15 protein-coding genes and 1 pseudogene are annotated in these 19049 nt (G+C 66.3%); 8 read left to right on the top strand and 8 right to left on the bottom strand.

From position 1 onward, the window contains the following. Positions 1-17: 17 nt before the first annotated feature. Genes VNQ78_RS19010 through VNQ78_RS19000 form a run of 3 tightly spaced genes read right to left on the bottom strand, consistent with a single transcriptional unit; the run spans position 18 to position 3018 of the window. Positions 18-1742, bottom strand: a complete 1725-nt coding sequence (locus tag VNQ78_RS19010) for a hypothetical protein (protein WP_325692752.1) — start codon at positions 1740-1742, stop codon at positions 18-20. Beyond that, entirely contained in the window at positions 1739-1954 is a 216-nt protein-coding gene (locus VNQ78_RS19005; protein WP_325692750.1) for a hypothetical protein, read from the bottom strand. Before VNQ78_RS19005 ends, VNQ78_RS19010 begins: the two co-directional genes overlap by 4 nt. Next, on the bottom strand, positions 1933-3018 hold the full coding sequence (locus tag VNQ78_RS19000; protein WP_325692925.1) for a phosphatase PAP2 family protein: 1086 nt from the start codon (positions 3016-3018) through the stop codon (positions 1933-1935). The genes VNQ78_RS19005 and VNQ78_RS19000 overlap by 22 nt, the downstream gene beginning before the upstream one ends. 226 nt (positions 3019-3244) lie before the next feature. Between VNQ78_RS19000 and VNQ78_RS18995 the strand changes: the two genes are divergently transcribed. Beyond that, positions 3245-4744, top strand: a complete 1500-nt coding sequence (locus VNQ78_RS18995; RefSeq protein ID WP_325692748.1) for an SARP family transcriptional regulator — start codon at positions 3245-3247, stop codon at positions 4742-4744. Between the two features lie 5 nt (positions 4745-4749). On the opposite strand, the gene VNQ78_RS18990 is transcribed toward VNQ78_RS18995, so the two are convergent. From VNQ78_RS18990 to bhcR, 3 genes are all read right to left on the bottom strand, one after another. Further along, the gene (locus VNQ78_RS18990; RefSeq protein WP_325692746.1) at positions 4750-5451 is read right to left on the bottom strand and encodes a pentapeptide repeat-containing protein; all 702 of its coding nucleotides are present in this window, start codon (positions 5449-5451) and stop codon (positions 4750-4752) included. Positions 5452-5511: 60 nt separating this feature from the next. Continuing rightward, on the bottom strand, positions 5512-7131 hold the full coding sequence (locus VNQ78_RS18985; protein ID WP_325692744.1) for a DUF6345 domain-containing protein: 1620 nt from the start codon (positions 7129-7131) through the stop codon (positions 5512-5514). 147 nt (positions 7132-7278) lie between these two features. After that, entirely contained in the window at positions 7279-8112 is an 834-nt protein-coding gene (bhcR, locus tag VNQ78_RS18980; RefSeq protein WP_325692742.1) for an HTH-type transcriptional regulator BhcR, read from the bottom strand. 181 nt (positions 8113-8293) lie between these two features. On the opposite strand from bhcR, the gene bhcA reads away from it, so the two are divergent. The 7 genes from bhcA to uraH are packed head-to-tail and all read left to right on the top strand — an operon-like array spanning position 8294 to position 15806. Next, positions 8294-9484 carry an L-aspartate--glyoxylate aminotransferase BhcA gene (bhcA, locus tag VNQ78_RS18975; RefSeq protein ID WP_325692740.1) on the top strand — a complete coding sequence of 397 codons (1191 nt, stop codon included), beginning with the start codon at positions 8294-8296 and terminating at the stop codon, positions 9482-9484. Then, entirely contained in the window at positions 9484-10443 is a 960-nt protein-coding gene (gene bhcB / locus VNQ78_RS18970; RefSeq protein ID WP_325692922.1) for a beta-hydroxyaspartate dehydratase BhcB, read from the top strand. The genes bhcA and bhcB overlap by 1 nt, the downstream gene beginning before the upstream one ends. 9 nt (positions 10444-10452) lie before the next feature. Then, positions 10453-11616, top strand: a complete 1164-nt coding sequence (gene bhcC, locus VNQ78_RS18965; RefSeq protein WP_325692738.1) for a 3-hydroxy-D-aspartate aldolase BhcC — start codon at positions 10453-10455, stop codon at positions 11614-11616. Continuing rightward, positions 11616-12578, top strand: a complete 963-nt coding sequence (gene bhcD, locus VNQ78_RS18960) for an iminosuccinate reductase BhcD (RefSeq protein ID WP_325692736.1) — start codon at positions 11616-11618, stop codon at positions 12576-12578. The genes bhcC and bhcD overlap by 1 nt, the downstream gene beginning before the upstream one ends. A gap of 35 nt (positions 12579-12613) precedes the next feature. After that, a complete protein-coding gene (locus tag VNQ78_RS18955) occupies positions 12614-14095 on the top strand; it encodes a nucleobase:cation symporter-2 family protein (RefSeq protein ID WP_325692734.1) in 1482 nt (493 codons plus the stop codon). An 11-nt stretch (positions 14096-14106) separates the two neighbouring features. Continuing rightward, positions 14107-15447, top strand: coding sequence for an 8-oxoguanine deaminase (locus VNQ78_RS18950; protein WP_325692732.1), 1341 nt, complete (start codon positions 14107-14109; stop codon positions 15445-15447). Between the two features lie 11 nt (positions 15448-15458). Then, positions 15459-15806 (top strand): hydroxyisourate hydrolase, encoded by a 348-nt coding sequence (uraH, locus tag VNQ78_RS18945; RefSeq protein ID WP_325692730.1) that lies wholly within the window; start codon positions 15459-15461, stop codon positions 15804-15806. 57 nt (positions 15807-15863) lie between these two features. Here uraH and VNQ78_RS18940 read toward each other — a convergent pair whose 3' ends face one another. Then, positions 15864-18308 carry an AMP-binding protein gene (locus tag VNQ78_RS18940; RefSeq protein WP_325692728.1) on the bottom strand — a complete coding sequence of 815 codons (2445 nt, stop codon included), beginning with the start codon at positions 18306-18308 and terminating at the stop codon, positions 15864-15866. A gap of 372 nt (positions 18309-18680) precedes the next feature. Beyond that, positions 18681-18910, bottom strand: a pseudogene (locus VNQ78_RS18935) (integrase core domain-containing protein); the annotation flags it as partial. Positions 18911-19049: the final 139 nt, after the last annotated feature.

The following is a 19049-nucleotide window of genomic DNA, read 5'->3' as shown; positions in this document are numbered from 1 at the left end:
GGACCGGGATTTGCCGGTCAGCGCGGATACCGCCAGGGCAGGACGGGATCGACATAGGGAACGGGGCGGGGCTCCGCCTGCATGGACCTCGCGGCCGCGACCACCTCGGCGCGGGTGCGCGGCGGGTTCGGGCCGGCCATCAGGTCGGCGAGCCAGCGGGTCAGCCGGGGGGCCGCGATGCTGGTGCCGCCCATCTCCTGCATGGCCCTGCCCCGGTTGCCGGGCGCAAGCATCCCTGCCCGTCCCGGCCCCAGGTCCGAGGCCGCGATCACGTCCCCGGCCGCGCCGCCTGCCAGCAGCCCGCCATAGCCCGGATCGCCCAGCGCGCCGTCAAAGGTGCCGCCGCAGCGGATCTGACGCTGACCCCAGGCATAGGCGTTGAGCGTACCGTTGCGGCGGATGAGCGCATTCGGAGGAACGGCATCGGCGGCCTTCCATTGCCCGTCGGAGTCGCGCGGGTCATAGCCCTGCTCGACCAGCCGAGACTGCCGCCCGGCACGGGGAAAGCCGATCAGCCGGTCGTCGCGCTGGATGACGAACTCGCAGGGGCCGGGGGATTGCGGCATGACCTCGACCCGCCAGATGCCGGGATGTGAGACGACTGCGCCGGTGCTTTCCGCGACCGTCGGGGGCGCGATCACGCTGAGGCATTGGCGCAGCGTCGAGCCGCGCGCCACCGCCTGCAATGTCAGCCGCGCGAGTTCGCGCCCCCTCTCGTCGCGGAGCCGCGCGATCTGCGCGCCCGGACCGACCGGCGGGTCGAAGACGGTGGCGACCGTTCCGCGTCTGGGCAGGGTCAATGCCAGCCGGATCGGGGGCGAACCGGGCGGCAGGCGACCGGTCCAGACCTGAAGCTCGCTTGGGGTCAGATCGTCGGGCAGAAGCTCCCAGCCGATATGCTGGCCCGGCTCCAGCACCGCGTGCAGTTCCTGCTGCCGGCTGTTTCCGGTGGCCAGGACGAAATGGACTTGTCCCAAGTCCGGCACCGGCCCCTTGGAGAGACTGTCCTGCATCCGCTCGATCAGGGAATGTCCGTCCCTCGGCCCGGCGGTGATCCCCATGGAGATATTGACCACCACGGGCGGCCGCACCTCGTGTCCGGCATGTGCCGAAAGCTGGCGCGCCAGCATCCGCGCCCGGCTGATGATGAAGATCACCGCCGCCTGCATGAGGAGAGGCATCGCCGCGCCCGAGGTATCGGCCAGCGCCCAGTCCGGCAAGCCCACCGCGACCAGAGGCCGGGCCCTGCCCTGCGGATCGCCGGGATCATGCCCGGCAGCGGTGCCCGCGACCCCTGCCCCGTGGCTTGCCGCGCGCATCAGCCAATGGCTGGGCCGGGCCGGGTCGATCAGGCAAAGCCTGCGATAAAGCCCGTCCTCGTCCAGCGGGTGCGGCCCACCTATGCCGCGAAGCCGGTCGATTTCGGCGCCCCGGAACTCCTGCCCGAAGGGGATATCGTCGCGCAGCAGGGTTTGCGGGGCATCCATCACCCAGATGCTCGCATTGCGGCTATGCCCTGCCCCGGTCGTCAGCAGGCGATGGGCAAAGGGGATGGCGTGGTCGATCACCGCGACGATCACCGCCTTGTCGGGATCCTCCGGCAGCGCCTCGGGCGAGAGCATCTCGTCGCAACCACAGATCCCCGTTTCGCAGGGGCTATCCCCCGGCGCGAGCAGCGGCAGCTTGCTCCAGAGTTCCTCGAGCGCGGCCGGGTCGGTGAAGAAGGTCTCCTCCGCGATCATGGCACGAAAGCCGATCTGATCAGCGCCCGGAGCTTTGCCGCGCCGGGATGCTCGGCCTTGAGGGCGCGCTGGTGGTGATCTGGTGCCTGTTCAGGCGGGTTCAGGGCGTAATCGACCATAGCGCAGCCATCGGGGGCAAGCCTTGCATGTTCCTCGGCCGGGCCGAGTTCGAAGACGGGCGGCTGACGCTCTAGCTCCATCGCTGTCCCCATTCGGCTTCCGCCTCTGCCCAGAGACCCGCGATCAGGCCTGAGACCGGCGGCGCGACCGGCGCGCCGATCTGGAGGCAGGGATCCCCCTCCAGCACCTCGCAGAGCCGCGCGAGGTAGAAGTCGCGGCTATGCCCCGGTGCGGTCTGCCCCCAGCGCGTGCCCTTGAACTTCAGCTTCGGGCAGGGTTCCGAGGCGACGCCCGCCCTTCCCGCAAGCCAGCGCGCGAGCGTAATGCCCAGAAGCGCCCCGGCGGCGCTATCGACCGGGAAATGCACGCCGGCGACGGTCCGGTTGGTCGCGATGCGCGCCGCCATGCGGAAAAGCTGGCTTTCCGGTCGGATGGCTGCGGGGCTGGCGCTGTCCTCACGCGTCAGGATCGACAGCAGCATGGCCAGCGCGAAGGCCTGCGTCGCGTGACCGCTGGGGAAGCTGCCATGCAGCGGCGTAGGGATCATCGGCTGGACCTGATCGCTGAACATCTCGGCCCTTGGCGCGGCAAAGCCCAGCTTGATGCGCTGCACCACCGAGGTCGAGAGGTCCATGACCAGCGACATCAGCCGCCCGGTCATCGGCGCGCGCGCGCCCCTGAGCGGCAGCAGCGCCAGGAAGAACGACACCAGATCGCCGGTCTGGACATTGATCTCTGCCAGCCGTTCGCTGCGCAGGTCGGCATAGCCGAGGACGAGCTTCACCTCCTCCTCGAAATCCGCGGCCGAGGGCAGGCTCAGGGTCAGCAGGCTTTTGCTGCCCGCGGTGCCATGCCCGATCAGCTTGATCTTCTGGTCGGCAAGATCGGCGGGCGCAGGGGTCACGGTCAGCGTCTCGAGCATCTCGAACATCAGGATCGCATGGGCGAACTCGCCCTCGATCCGCTTCAGCCGCTTGACCGGCGCCAGGGGCTCTGGCGCCGGCACCGCCGAGGCGGGCGCCTTGGGCAAGGCAATCCCCTCGCGCGCGATGATCAGCGCCAGCGACAGGCTCTCGTCCGAGAAGGAAGAGCCGCCGCCATGCGCGTTGTGTGCATTATGCGCATTATGCGCGTTATGTGCATTGTGGGCGTTCATAAGAACCACGGGCCTGCAACCTCCTCTTCAGCAACTATTCGATTCGAGTTCACTATTTCGGTTAATATGCCTCAGGTCCGACCAAATTTCGCGAATCGACATGACCACGGTACTGAGTCTCATGGGTTCGGTCTGCTTGCGCGGGGCCGGCGGGAAAAATCTGACCCCGCGGAGTCAGAAGGCACGTGGAGCCCTCGCGCTTCTGGGCACCTCCCCGGATCTGCGCATGAACCGGGCGCGTTTGCAGGATCTGCTGTGGAGCGACAGGAACAAGCAGCAAGGCTCCGACAGCCTGCGCCAGATGCTGCGCGAATTGCGCACCACGCTGAACGATGATCGGGACATCCTGCAAACCGGGGTGGGCTGGGTCGGCCTCGACCCCGAGCGTCTGAGGATCGACCTGACCCCCGTTTATGATGCAGGCGGCACCCCGATCGAATTCGCCGCTGATATCGACATCGCCGATCCCGAGTTCGAGAGCTGGCTGCGCGACATGCGCCTGCGGCTGACACCCGAGGGCTATGGCCCCACCGCGCTTGACCGCAAGCCGGAGGAGAAGCGCGAGGGACAGTTCGGCACCTCGATCAGGCGGGCGCTGATGAACGGCCATGAGGGGCATGGCGGGCAGGTGCAGCCGCTTTATGTCGTCGCCCTCGATCCGGTCGAAAGCAATGACGCGCGCGCCCATGTCCTTGGCGAGATGGTGGTCAACGAGGCCGCCTCCCGCGCCTGCGAGATGATCCCCGCGACGCTTGCGGACCAGATCGACGCGGGCAATGCCATCGCTGGCACCCGGCTCGGCGCCATGTGCTACAGCGCGGGGATGGATTGCACGCTGATGGTGGTGATGCGCGACATTCCCACCGGGGCGCGCGGCTGGACGCGGCGCTTCAGCATCCGCGCCGCGGATGAAACCGCCACCATGCGCCATTCGGTCGCCCAGATCACCGTGGCACTGCTGGACCGGGCACGGCGCACCGCCTCGCCGAACTGGATGACCTTTCCGATCTGGGACGTGTTCAGCTATTCCCGCGACCGGCTGGAGGCGGCGGACAGAATCCTCGCCTCGCTGCCGCCCGAGCGGGAAAACGCGGTCAGCCTCGCGCTCCGCTCGTATCTGCGCAACACGCTGATTATCGAGCGGCTGACCGATGACCCGGCGCTTTGCTCGGACGAGGCGGATGCCTTCGCCTCGCAGGCGCGGGAGCTGTCCCCGAACAATCCGGTGGTCCTCGCCGTGGCCTCGCTGTCGGCCTCGTGGCGCAGGGATGCGATCGGGGCGCTCGAAATCGCGCGGGCCGCCTGCCGCGCCGATCCCGACAATGAGATGGCCTGCCACGCCCTGTCCCAAGCCCTGACCGATGTTGGCCGCGACATCGAGGCGCTGGAGGCTGCCGATCGCGGTGCCCGTGGCGCGCTGGCCGAGCTGGGGCCTGCCTGCTGGCTGATGCGGCGTTCGGTCGTGCAGGTCCGGCTGGGACGGTTCGGCGATGCCGAGAACAGCGCGGCTGCCGCCTATGCCTTCGCCGCCGACAACCGCCCGTCGCTGCGCTTCCTGGCCGCGCTGCGCTATCACCGGGGCGACGAGGCGGGCGCGGCCGACGCGCTGCGACGCCTGCGGCTGATCGAGCCGGATTTCACCCTCGACCTGATGGCCGACCCGGAATACCCGGTCTCGACCCTGCGCATGGCGGGGCTGATGGGGATCACCAGATCGGGGATCTAGCAGAGTCATTCAGACACCCTGACATCGAGTTCGAAATCCGGCTTTCCATCCGCGCGTGAGATCACCAGCCGCGCCCGGCCGGGACCGGCGGCGCGGAAATGCAGCACGCGCTTGTTGCTGATCGTGCCGGGCTCGGGGCCGCGCAGCACCTCCTCGCCCGAGGTCGCGTCGTGGTCGATATGAACGGCGAGCGCGGGCTGGTTCAGCCGCAGCTCCATCCGGTCGCCGCTGCGCAGGATGACAGGCGCCGCCGCTCCGTCCTCGGACAGGATGCGGGGCGGACGGGCCGCGCCGGGATAGCGCAGCGGCGGCGCGCCGATGGCCAATGCCCGCTGGATCGCGTCAAGCCATGTCCCGCTCATCTCCGAACCGGTCAGGTCCGCGCCGGTCAGTTGCGCACCGGTCAGGTCGGCATGGTCCAGCACCGTCTCGCGCAGGTCGGCGCTGACCAGCACGGCAAGGCCAAGGCTTGCCCCCGTCATGTTCGCACCGCGAAAGCGCGCGCCGCTCGCATGGGCCGACCACAGGCTCGCCCCCGACAATTGCGCCATGCAAAGGTCGGTTCCGGTCAGGTCGGCATAGCTGAGATCCGCCCCCACCAGCGTCAGGCCCGAAAGGTCAAGCCCGGCAAGATCCGCTCCGGGCATCTTCAGCGTCCCGGAAACCGCGATCCGGCGGACGATCTCGTCACGACTATGTTCCGTCATACCATTTACTCCACACACCTGTGCCCGGAGGCGCCTGCTTGCACCTCCGGGCCACTGGACTCAGTCACCCAGGTCAGACTGGATCCAGTATCTCTTGCGAAATCCCCGCACGCAGGTGATCTCGACGCCCTGCCGCGCGATCAGCCGCGCCGTATTGCTGCGGATGCCGTAGCCGATCTCGGTCAGGCCGGGCAGGATCCCCAGCGTCAGCGGCGCCGCGCCCCGCGCCGCAAGGTCGCGCAGCAAGAGCGCGGACTGCCGGGCCAGCAGATGCGACACATCCGGCTGCTCGGATGATCCACCCTCGCGGACGGCCTCGTCCTGACGCCCGGCAAGCCTGCGCAAACGGGATTCGATCCGCAGCAAGGTGCCGTCGGCGCGCATGACCACCCTGACCCAGCCCGTCCCGGGAGAGACGACCGCCACCCTGTCGAAGCATTGGCGGAACTGGATCGTCAACTCGTCCACGACCTGCGGCAGGACGTCGGGCCGGCGGCCAAGGCTGACGCCTGCGGACATCGAAAGCAGGATCCGGTCGAAGCAGAGTTCCGGGCCGCTGACCAGCAACCCATGACGGCGCAGCGCGGCGCGAGCGCGGCTGACAAGCGCCCGCCGGTGCAGCGAGACGGCCCCGCGATTCCCGCGCGAGGGCGGAGCAAATTCCAGCACGATCTCGCCCCGGGGTGAGCGGGTGAAGGTCACGCCGCCCGATGTGATGCGAAACCCGCCGGGACGGTCGAGCGGCACGGTCCTGGGGTCGATCTCCAGTTGCCGCAGCACGCTCTCGGCGGTTTCGGGATCGTCGTCGCAATGGATCAGGCGCAGGCCACGGGCGGCGCTGGGGATCTCGGTCACAGGGTCGCGGCGATGCTGGGCCAGCGATTGCGTCCAGCGCCAGACCCACCAGGTCGGATCGCCCTTTGCCCCCGAGAAGCGGCGTTCGCCGAAGAGCCGCTCCAGCGCCTCCTCCGGGGTCGCGGCCATGGCGCAGACCGAGGCGATCTGGTCGGTCGAGACATCCGAGGCCGCGTCGAGCCAGGATTGCGAAAAGCTCTTGCCCATTCGCCAATGTTCCCAGAACGCCTGTCCGTGCCGGTCGCTGTCCCAGCAGACGGTGTCGAAACCGAAGATCATGCGCAGCCCGGCATTCGCACCGGCCCATGTGCGGCTGGGGGCATGGCCTTCGCGCAGGCGCAGCGACTCGCTGGCCGACCAGAACAGATAGCGCAGCCGGTCGGCGCCAAGCCGCATGTCCCGCGACGAGATCTGGGCATTCGTCCCGTTCCATAACGCGCCCATCGGCAGGCGGAACTGGCCGTCCTCCTCCATGCAGCCATGGCCGGAATGATAGAACACGCGGACCGCGTCCAGCCCCTGCGCCCCCTCCTCGGCCCCGCCCGAATAGATCCATGATTTCACCGCAGCGTCGCGGCGCCAGAATTCCGGGGTCGAGAAGCGGTCCACGGCATCAAGGAACCCGCCCGCATCCCGATGCGCGGCATGAAGCGAACCCGCGGCGCGATAGGTTTCCGCCGAACAGGCGCCATAGACGGCCCGCTCCGGTCCCTCGTGCTCTTCAACGGCTGGATCCTCGGCCTCGAACAGGCGGGACGGAACGGCCAGGGGAATGTCGCCAGGGCTGATATGCGTCATGGCGAGGTGACTGCTCTGGCTTTGCATCTGCGGCTCCTGTCCCTTTTCGCCCCGGCCCTGCGCGGCGCTGGACGAAGCTAGGACAAGCGCCGTGAACGCGCCGTGAATCCCGAAACCGGCAGTCGTGATTCAAGTTTTTCACAATCTGATCAGTTAATTGGCATGACGCCAGTGTCAGGAGGACGATTCGCCCGGACGCTCCGGCCCCATGCCGAAGGACAGCTCGCGCCCCGCGGCGATGACCACACGCGCGATTTCCTCGATACGCGCATCGCTCATCCGGTGCAGAGGCCCGGAAACCGAGATCCCGGCCGCAGCCTCGCCCGCCAGATCAAAGATCGGGGCGGCAATGCAGCGCATCCCGGGCGAGCGTTCCTCGTTGTCGAGGGAATAGCCGCGCGCGCGGATGCGCAAGAGGTCGGCGACCAGCTCCTCGGGCTCGCATAGCGTGGTGGGCGTGAAGCGATCCAGCTTCATCCCGTGGATCATCCGCCGCAACTCGGTCGGGCGGGCATGGGCCAGCAGCGCCTTGCCGATCCCCGAGGCATGAAGGGCCGACCGCGTGCCCGGCGGAAAGAAGGCCCGGATCGTCTCATGCGTCTCGGCCTGGCTCAGGAACAGGACCGCATCGCCGTTGAGGATGCCCAGATTCGCCGTCTCGCCCGTAACCTCCATCAGGCGGCGCAGTACCGGGCGCGCGCGTTCGACCAGCCCCGAGCGGCGCATGAAGGCCGAACCGTGCCGGAAGGCCGTCGGGCCGATATGCCAGCCCTGCGTCTGGCTGTCGCTTTCGACCACCCCGCGCGCTGCCAGCGTCACCAGCACCCGGTGAACGGTCGAGGGCGCCAGATCAAGGCGTTGCGCAATCTCGCTCAGCGTCAGGCCGTTGGCCTGCGCGATGGCGTCCAGAATATCCAGCGCGCGGTCAAGCGCCCTGACGCCGCCGCTGTCATCGCTGCCCGCCGCGCGGCCGCGCGGGCGGCCCCTCTTCCTCGGCTCGGTCGACATTCAAGGAAACCTTTCGACAGCTATCCGAAATCGTTGAAAAACGAAAAATCGGAGTGAAAAAGCACAAACCACTGATCAGGCGAGGGAATACACCTATTTTCCGCCATTGCGAAATGTTTTTCAGAAAAATTGCCGGAATGGACTTCGGCCCGTAGCTTGGAAACAAGTGCAGGAGGACGCCATGACCAGCCAGAACCCGATATTCATCCCCGGCCCGACCAATATCCCCGAGGAATTGCGCAAGGCCGTCGACATGCCCACCATCGACCACCGCTCGCCGGTGTTCGGCCGGATGCTGCATCCGGCGCTTGACGGTGTGAAGCAGGTCCTGAAGACCACGCGGGCGCAGGTCTTCCTGTTCCCCTCGACCGGGACCGGCGGCTGGGAAACCGCGATCACCAACACGCTCTCGCCCGGCGACAAGGTGCTGGCGGCGCGGAACGGCATGTTCAGCCATCGCTGGATCGACATGTGCCAGCGCCACAGGCTGGACGTCCAATACGTCGAGACGCGCTGGGGCGAAGGCATCCCCGCCGACCGGTTCGAGGAGATCCTGACCGCCGACAAGGGGCACGAGATCCGCGTCGTCCTCGCCACCCATAACGAGACGGCCACCGGCGTCAAATCCGACATTGCCGCCATTCGCCGCGCGCTCGACGCCGCGGGACACCCGGCGCTGCTTTATGTCGATGGCGTCAGCTCGATCGGGTCGATGGATTTCCGCATGGACGAATGGGGCGTCGATATCGCCGTCACCGGCAGCCAGAAGGGTTTCATGCTGCCCCCCGGTCTTGCCATCGTCGGCTTCTCGCCCCGCGCGATGGAGGCGGTCGAGACCGCGACCCTGCCGCGCACCTTCTTCGACATCCGCGACATGGCCACCGGCTATGCCCGGAACGGCTATCCCTATACGCCGCCGGTCGGGCTGATCAACGGGCTGAACCATTCCTGCGAGCGGCTGTTGTCGGAAGGGCTGGAGAACGTCTTCGCCCGCCACCACCGCATCGCGGGCGGCGTCCGCGCCGCGGTCGACGCCTGGGGCCTGAAGCTCTGCGCCACCCGGCCCGAGCTTTACTCGGACACCGTCAGCGCCATCCGCGTGCCGGAAGGCTTCGATGCGAACCGCATCGTCAGCCATGCGCTGGAGACCTATGACATGGCCTTCGGCACCGGTCTGGGCGAGGTTGCGGGCAAGGTCTTCCGCATCGGCCATCTGGGCAGCCTGACCGACGCCATGGCGCTGTCGGGCCTTGCGGTCGCAGAGATGGTCATGGCCGATCTGGGCCTGCCGGTCCGCCTCGGCTCGGGCGTCGCCGCCGCGCAGGAACACTATCGCGCCTCGACCGTCGCCGCGCTGAAGAAGGCCGCATGATGAAGGACGCGATGTATATCCCGACCATCGAGGACATGATCGCGGCGCGCGAGCGCATCGCGCCGCATGTCCACCGCACGCCGGTCCTGACCTCCAGCTTCCTGAACGGGCTGACCGGGGCCGAGCTGTTCTTCAAATGCGAGAACCTGCAAAAGGCCGGCGCCTTCAAGGCGCGCGGCGCGTCGAACGCGGTCTTTGGCCTTTCCGACGAACAGGCAGCAAAGGGCGTCGCAACCCATTCCAGCGGCAATCACGGCACCTGCCTGTCCTATGCCGCGGGCCGTCGGGGCATCCCCTGCACCGTGGTCATGCCGAAGACCGCGCCGCAGGCCAAGAAGGACGCCGTGCGCGGCTATGGCGGGCGCGTGGTGGAATGCGAACCCTCGACCAGTTCTCGCGAAGCGGTCTTTGCCGAGGTCGTGGCCGAGACGGGGGCGGAGTTCGTCCACCCCTATAACGACTGGCGCGTGATCGCGGGTCAGGCCACCTGTTCGGCCGAACTGATCGAGCAGGTCGAGGGGCTGGATGCCGTGGTTGCGCCCATCGGCGGCGGCGGCATGGTGTCGGGCACTTGCCTCACGCTCTCGAACCTCGCGCCCGGCGTCAGGATCTATGCGGCCGAGCCGCTGAACGCCGACGACGCCGCCCGCAGCTTCCGCGCCGGGCACATCATCGCCGATGACGCGCCGGAAACCGTCGCCGACGGCCTCAAGGTGCCGCTGAAGGAGCTGACCTGGCATTTCGTCAAGGATCACGTCACCGACATCCTGACCGCGACCGAGGACGAGATCGTGGACGCGATGAAGCTGATCTGGAAGCGCATGAAGATCGTGATGGAGCCGTCGAGCGCCGTGCCCTTGGCCACCATCATCAAGAACCGCGACATCTTCGCCGGCCAGCGTGTCGGCATCATCATCACCGGCGGCAATGTCGACCTCGACAAGCTGCCCTGGAACTGAGGACCTGCCATGAATGCCAAGACGGATTTCGCCGGTTTCGAAGTCGGCTATGACATCCCCGCCCTGCCCGGCATGGACGAGGCGGATATCCAGACGCCCTGCCTGATCCTCGATCTGGACGCGCTGGAGCGGAATATCAGGAAGATGGGCGATTACGCCAAGGCGCATGGCATGCGCCACCGCAGCCACGGCAAGATGCACAAGTCGGTGGATGTGCAGAAGCTGCAGGAATCCTTGGGCGGCGCGGCGGGCGTCTGCTGCCAGAAGGTCTCCGAGGCCGAGGTCTTTGCCCGTGGCGGGATCAAGGACATCCTCGTCTCGAACCAGGTGCGCGACCCGGCCAAGATCGACCGGCTGGCGAGGCTGCCAAAATACGGCGCGCGGATCATCGTCTGCGTCGATGACGTCGCGAATGTCGCCGATCTTTCTGCCGCCGCCCAGCGCCACGGCACCCAGCTTGAGGTCTTTGTCGAGATCGACTGCGGCGCGGGCCGCTGTGGCGTGACCACGGCCCCGGCTGTCGTCGAGATCGCGAAGGCCGTCGATGCCGCCCCGAACCTGAAATTCACCGGCATTCAGGCCTATCAGGGCGCGATGCAGCACATGGAAAGCTTCATCGACCGCAAGGCCAAGCTCGACACCGCCATCGCGCAGGTGAAGGAAGCCGTGGCCGCGCTGGAGGAAGCGGGCCTCTCGCCCGAACTCGTCTCGGGTGGCGGCACCGGCAGCTATTATTTCGAGAGCAATTCCGGCGTCTATAACGAGCTGCAATGCGGCTCCTATGCCTTCATGGATGCCGATTACGGCCGCATCAAGGACGAGGGCGGGCACCGGATCGACAAGGGCGAATGGGAAAACGCGCTTTTCATCCTGACCTCGGTGATGAGCCATGCGAAAGCCGACAAGGCGATCTGCGACGCGGGCCTCAAGGCGCAGTCGGTCGATAGCGGCCTGCCCTTCATCTATGGCCGCGACGACGTGGAATATGTCAAATGCTCGGACGAGCATGGCGTCATCGCCGATCCGCAGGGCGTGCTGAAGGTGAACGAGAAGCTGCGCCTCGTCCCCGGCCATTGCGATCCGACCTGCAACGTCCATGACTGGTATGTCGGCGTCAGGAACGGCAAGGTCGAGACCGTCTGGCCGGTCAGCGCGCGCGGGAAAGGCTACTGATGCTGGTCGTTCCCGAACGCGAGATCGCGGGGCTGATGACCCCCGAAGCGGCCTATGACGCGATCGAGGCGGTCTTTGCCTCGATGGCCTCGGACAAGGCCTATAACTTCCCCGTGGTGCGCGAGGCCATCGGCCATGAGGACGCGCTCTATGGTTTCAAGGGCGGCTTTGACGGCGCCGCACAGACCCTCGGCCTGAAGGCCGGGGGATACTGGCCGCATAACCAGCAGCATGGGCTGATCAACCATCAGTCGACGGTTTTCCTGTTCGATCCCGACACCGGACGCGTCGCCGCTGCGGTGGGGGGCAATCTGCTGACGGCGCTGCGGACCGCGGCAGCCTCGGCCGTTTCGATCCGCTATCTGGCGCCCAAGGGCGCCCGCGTGCTGGGCATGATCGGCGCGGGGCATCAATCGGCCTTCCAGATGCGGGCCGCCGCGCGCGCCGCGCAATTCGAGAAGGTCATCGGCTGGAACCCCCATCCCGAGATGCTGGGCCGCCTTGCCGATACCGCCGCCGAATTGGGCCTGACCTTCGAGGCGGTCGACCTGCCCACCCTTGGGGCCGAGGCCGACGTGATCATCTCGATCACCTCGTCCTTTGCCCCCCTGCTCATGGACGAACACGTCAAGGGCCCGACCCATATCGCGGCGATGGGCACCGACACCAAGGGCAAGCAGGAGCTTGACCCGGCGCTGGTCGCCCGCGCCCGCCTATTCACCGACGAGGTGGCGCAATCCGTCACCATCGGAGAATTCCAGCACGCCATCGCGTCTGGCCTGATCGCAGAGGAGGCGATCACCCGGATCGGCGCGGTGGTGAACGGCACCGATCCCGGACGCGGGGATGCGGAAGTGACCATCTTCGACGGCACCGGCGTGGGTCTGCAAGACCTCGCCGTGGCCCGTGCCGTCGTCAGACTGGCCCAGGAGAAGGGCCTCGCTCAGAAGGTCGAAATCTGACCCCGGAGCATGGATAAAGTTTAGGGAGGAGAAACATGTCCATCGAAAATGCCGGCCGGGTCCATGACCCGGTCGAGGAAATCCTGCCGGCGCCGCGGCTCTTTACCCTCGGCTTCCAGCATGTGCTGGTGATGTATGCCGGCGCCATCGCCGTTCCCCTGATCGTGGGCCGCGCCTTGCAGCTGTCGCCGCAGGACGTGGCCTTCCTGATTTCGGCGGACCTGTTCGTCTGCGGGATCGTGTCGATCATCCAGTCGATGGGCGCGACGCAATGGTTCGGCATCAAGCTGCCGGTGATGATGGGCGTGACCTTTGCCGCCGTGGGGCCGATGGTCTCGATCGCCAGCGCCAATCCGGGGACCGAGGGGGCGCGGATGCTCTTCGGCTCGATCATCGCGGCGGGCCTGATCTCGATCTTCCTTGCCCCCTATGTCAGCCGGTTGCTGCGCTTCTTTCCCAGCGTCGTCACCGGGACCGTGATCCTCGCCATCGGCGTCAGCCTGATGCCGATCGGGATCAACTGGATCTTCGGCCTGCCCGTCGGCCCGACCGCGCCGAAGCTGGTCGATCCCTCGCAGCAGGAATGGCTGAACGCCGCCATCGCCGCGGGAACCGCGCCCGAGGGTGTCAAGCTGCTGCCGACGGTGCCGAACCCGGCCTATGCCTCGGCCCAGAACATCATCATCGGGCTGGTCGTCCTTGGCGCGATCCTGCTGCTCTCGCGCTTCGGCAAGGGCTTCGTCGCGAATATCGCGGTGCTGCTCGGGATCATCGGCGGCGGCATTCTGGCTGCGGCGATGGGCATGATGCATTTCGACGCGATCGCCGAGGCCGCCTGGTTCGCCCCGATCCGGCCCTTCCATTTCGGAATGCCGCTGTTCGATCCGGTGATGATCGCGACCATGCTGCTGGTTATGTTCGTCACCATGGTCGAATCCACCGGCATGTTCCTTGCGCTGAGCGAGATCTGCGGCCGCAAGATCACGCCCAAGACCCTCTCGGCCGGTCTGCGCGTCGATGGTCTGGGGACCGCCCTTGGCGGGCTGTTCAACACCTTCCCCTATACCTCGTTCAGCCAGAACGTGGGCCTTGTCGGCGTGACCGGCATCCGCTCGCGCTTCGTCTGCGTGGCGGGGGGCGTGATCATGATCGTGCTCGGCCTGATCCCCAAGATGGGCGCGCTGGTCGAAAGCCTGCCGACGACCGTTCTGGGCGGCGCGGGCCTTGTTATGTTCGGGATGGTCGCCGCGACCGGCATCCGTATCCTTGCCAATGTCGATTTTGCCGGGAACCGCCACAACCTCTTCATCGTCGCCATCTCGCTCGGCTTTGCGATGATCCCGATGGTCGCGCCCGACTTCAACCAGTGGATGCCGCATGCGCTGCACCCGCTGATCCATTCGGGCATCCTGCTGGCGACGCTTTCGGCCGTAGCGCTGAACTGGTATTTCAACGGTGCGCCCCATGCGTCCGAGGATGACATCCGCGCCGCCGGTCACGCCGCCGAAGCCCACTGAGAGGACCGAACATGACCCGAACCCTGATCCGCAAGGCCGAGGTGGTCGTCACCATGGACGGCACCCGGCGCGAGATCGCGGGCGGAGACGTGCTGATCGATGGCGGGGTGATCCTCGCCATCGGCACGAACCTACCCTCGGACGGGGCGGAGATCGTCGAGGCCAAGGGCTGCGTCGTGGCCCCCGGCCTGATCAACACCCATCATCACCTGTTCCAGACCTTGACCCGCGCCGTGCCCGCTGCACAGGACGCGGCGCTGTTCGGCTGGCTCAGAACTCTCTATCCGATCTGGGCGCGGATGACGCCGGGCGACATCCGGCTTTCGGCGCAGATCGGACTGGCAGAGCTGGCGCTTTCGGGCTGCACCTGCTCCTCGGACCATCTTTACCTGTTCCCGAACGGCGCGCGGCTCGATGACAGCATCGAGGCCGCCTCGGAAATCGGCATCCGTTTCCACGCCACGCGCGGCGCCATGTCGATCGGCGAAAGCAAGGGCGGCCTGCCCCCCGATGCGCTGGTCGAGGACGAGGCCGCGATCCTCAGGGACAGCGAGCGCCTTGTCGCCGCCTTCCACGACCCGAATCCCGGCGCGATGGTGCAGGTCGGCCTCGCCCCCTGCTCGCCCTTCTCGGTCAGTCGCGAGCTGATGCGCGACGCCGCGATCCTCGCCCGCGAAAAGGGCGTGCGCCTGCATACCCATCTGGCCGAGAATGACGAGGACATCGCCTATTCGCTGGAGAATTTCGGGATGCTGCCCGGCGACTATGCCGAAAGCCTCGGCTGGACCGGAGACGATGTCTGGCACGCCCATTGCGTGAAGCTGTCGGACAAGGAGATTGACCTTTTCGCCCGCACCGGCACCGGGGTCGCGCATTGCCCCTGCTCGAACGCGCGGCTCGCCTCGGGCATCGCGCCGATCCGGGCGATGCGGGATGCGGGCGTTCCGGTCGGCCTTGGCGTCGACGGCTCGGCCTCGAATGATTGCAGCCATCTGGGCCTCGAGGCGCGGCAGGCCATGCTGATGGCGCGGCTGAAAAACGGCCCCGCCGCCATGGGCGCGCGCGAGGCGCTGGAGATCGCAACACTGGGCGGTGCCCGCGTGCTCGGCCGCGGCGATCTGGGCAGCCTTGCGCCCGGCAAGCGCGCCGACCTTGTCCTCTGGGACGTGACCGCGCTGGCGGCGGCCGGCGAATGGGATCCGGTCGCGGCCCTTGTCTTCTGCGCGCCCATGCGGGCGAAATCCGTCTATGTCGAGGGTCGCGCCGTGGTCAGCGAATACCAGCTTGCCACCGCCGACACCCGCAAGCTCAACGAACAGGCCCGCGCGGCCACGATCCGTCTTGCCAATTGAAAGGACCATTGATGGCCGGCTTTCTGACCACCCACGTTCTGGACACCGCCAATGGCGCACCCGCCGAAGGCATGCGGGTCGAGCTTTACCGCCTGCCCGAGCGCAAGCTGCTGAAGGAAACCGTCACCAACCATGACGGCCGCACCGACAGCCAGATCCTGCCCGAGGCCGAGTTCGAGACCGGAGAATATGAGCTGGTCTTTCACGTCGGCGACTGGCTTGACATGCAGGGCCACGGGGCGGCGAAGCCCCGCTTCCTCGACGTGATCCCGCTGCGCTTCGGCATGTCCCAGCAGGACCACTACCATGTGCCGCTCCTGATCTCGCCTTACGGCTATTCGACCTATCGCGGCAGCTGACCCGAAAGACGCCGGGGGCCGATGGCCCCCTCCTCCCCCGCACTGGGGTAGCCCGTCTCAGGACGTCGACAAAGGCTGATTGGCCGTCCCGTCTCCGCGCCGCAGCTTGTCGACGGTCAGGACGAATTTCCGCGCCATCCAGGCATAGAGGCGGGCGATGACCACCCCGACGACGATCGAGGAAATCAGCGCCACCCAGGGTCTTTCGACGCCGAACACCTTCCTCACGACCGAGATCATCACATAGTGGGTCAGGTAGATGAAAAGCGACGCCCCGGCTATTTCCGCCACCAGCACCTTCACCGGGACAGGGACAGAGATCGCCTCGACGAACAGCACGATCGCGCAACCGCCCGCGACGTAATAGGCCGCCGAAGTCATCCCCCATTTCAGCAGGATCGCCCCGATCGCCACCGCCAGCGCCGCCACGCGCGTATTCATTTCCTTCGCCGTCGCCAGGACGATGCCCAGAGCAAAGGCCCAGGCATAGTTCCAGGGTGTGCGGTGATAGTTGTATTCTCCGTTCCAGAAATACTCGATCAGCTGATTGAGGGCGGCCACCGTCAGCAGCAATCCGATCGCGCTGACCATCGGACGCGCCTTGAACGCATCCCGCACCTTCGGGATGGAAAAGAAGATCGCGGCCAGCACCAGCAATTGCAGGTAGAATTCCGCGAAATACATGATGAACCCCTTCAGCTTGACGGGATCCAGGTGGTTCGAGACCAGAAGCAGGGGCAAGACCTCGAACCGCTGGGTTGCCACCTGCAGGAAGGCGACCGCGATCAGCGTCGGTATGGCCACATATCTCACGGTTCCCCATAGCGTCCTGACGCTGCCGGTTCGGAGGATCTCCGGCAGTTGGAAGCGGGCGACCGAATAACCGGCCAGAAGGATCAGGAAATAGGCTGCGCCCCAATTCTTGCTATAGACAAAGGCATTCGTGTGCAGGGCGACGATGCAGGTCATGAAGAAGGCCCGCGTCAATGTCGTCGTCTCCAACCGCCGCCAGCTTGTCGGCTCGACCGTGCCGATGCTCTGCTGCAACTCGGCCGCGCTGAGGCTGGGCCAGTTGTCCGGCAATTGGCCAAAGCGCTGCTCGAAGGCCAGCGAGAACTGGATGTAGTGCAGCGAATCCCCGCCAAGGGTCTCGAAGGAATCCTCCGGCCGGACGTCCTGGCCGGGAAACTCATGCCGGAACAGGGCAAGCACGCCGTTGATCTCGGCCGCCGGGGCCTTCTGCCTCGCGGGTTCGAAGGGCTGATGCGACAGGAATTGCTGTGCCAGAACGCCCCGCTGAACCTTGCCGGTGCCGGTGACCGGGATGGCCTCCACCGCAACGACATGCAGGGCCTGTCCCGCGACGACCCCCATGCCCTGAAGCGCGGCGATTGCCAGTTCCTTCACCCGCCCAACCGCCGCCGGGTCTGCCTCGACCGCGACCAGAATGCCGTCGCCACGCTGCGCATCGGGCACCTTCGCGACGGCAATCCTCGTCCCCGCCTCAAGACCGGGGCGGATGCGCGCCTCGATCTGGTCCGGCGAGACCTTCACCCCCCCGCAATTGATCAGGTCATCGGCCCGACCGTCGAAGAACAGATAGCCGTCCCGCATGTGCCCGAGGTCATTGGTCTGCAACCAGCCATCCGCGTCCTGCAGGTCATGCAGCCCCGCTGCGTCGATGCGCGACCCTGCAACATGCGGCCCGCGGATGCGGATGCGATTGTCGGCGCCGATCTGGATTTCGCTTTGCCCGATGGGCCGGCCCACGGATTGCAGCAACCTCTCCGGCGTGCCCGAGATCTGCAGGAACGTGCTGCGCGAGGCTTCCGTCAGGCCGTAATGCTGCACGATCAGCGCATAGGGGAACATGGCGCGGATGCGCAGCTTTTCCTCTGCGGTCATGTGCTGCGAGCCGATTTCCATCCAGCGCAGCTTCCTGCCCGCCTCGCCGATCAGCTCCGGCTGGTCGAGGAGGATGCGCAACAGGGTCGGCACCGCGGAAAATGCATTGACCTGCCCTTCGGCCAGCATCCGGGCAAGCTCCAGCGGGTCGAAGCCGCGCGGCGGCAGATAAGCCTGCCCGCCCACGGCGCTGATCGCGCGGTAACGGCCCATGCCAAAGCTGAACGTCGCCGGGACACCGACATATTCGCGGATCTCGGCCGTCATCTGCATCGCGTCGATGATCCGCCGGGCTGCGTCGGCCATGTTGGCATGGGTCAGAAGGATGCCCTTGGGTTTCCCTTCGGTCCCCGAGGTATAGCTGACCTGCGCGGGCAGATCGTCATCCATCAGCGGATGGCGGGCACCGAACCAGCCCGACCGGTCGGCAGGGGTGATGCAGCGGTCGATGGTGATACCGGCGAGGTTTCGGGCCTCGGCCTCGTCATTGACCATGACCAATGGCCGGCGCGCTTGGTTGAGGGTGAATATCTCCTCGATATAGGCAATCGAGTTCCGACGGATCACCGCGGTCGCTTCGAGATTTTGAAAACTCATCGGCCCCTGCAAATCGCTCAATCATTGAAAACACTTCCCGGCCCGCAATCGTTTTTCGGCAGCCAACGGGTTTCCACACAATGGCTTAACTTGCATTGCGGTCGTAGAATCGGGCCGGTATGGAAGTCTTCATCCAAGTCGTTTTTGTTTTCAAGCAGGGCTCTGATTCAAATCAGACTCATCTGTCCATAAAGACAGGCGGATTTACAGGCGGCTTCAGAACCAGGAATGGAACCGGATCCTTTTTTACGTAGGGTTGGCCGACTACCGGCTGAAGGCGATCTACGCCCCGGCAAAGGGGGCGACAGCTTCTCTTCATCTCCAGGTAGTGATCGTGGGCGGTTTCGTGACCTCCCCCCGGTGGTCCCTCGTTCATAACGAGAGTCTGCGGGTTTGGGATTGGTAGTTGGGTTGGTCGGTTTGGGCAAGCGCGCCGGGAGCGGAGCTCTCAAATTGCTCAATCGTCTGGCGCGCACGAGCGGCGTTTGGTTCCCGAGCGATGAATGAGGCCTGACGGTGTTGTAATCGTAGCGCCAGAGCGCCAGCTTCCGGCGGGCGTCGTCCAGGGTATCGAAGATCTCCTCGTTCAGAAGCTCGGTCTTAGGCTCCAGACCCATTGATTTCGTGCCTTTGGCGTGTTTCAGGCTCCGCAAGGAGAACTGACCGATGGGCAATTTTTTCTGGCTGAGCGAGGCGCAGATGGAGCGGCTAAGGCCCTTCTTTCCCAAGAGCCACGGCAAG

Source organism: Paracoccus sp. (in: a-proteobacteria), from assembly GCF_035556475.1.
GTDB lineage: Bacteria > Pseudomonadota > Alphaproteobacteria > Rhodobacterales > Rhodobacteraceae > Paracoccus.
Note: the sequence above shows the minus strand (reverse complement) of the source record. Positions and strands in the feature narration are given on the sequence as shown.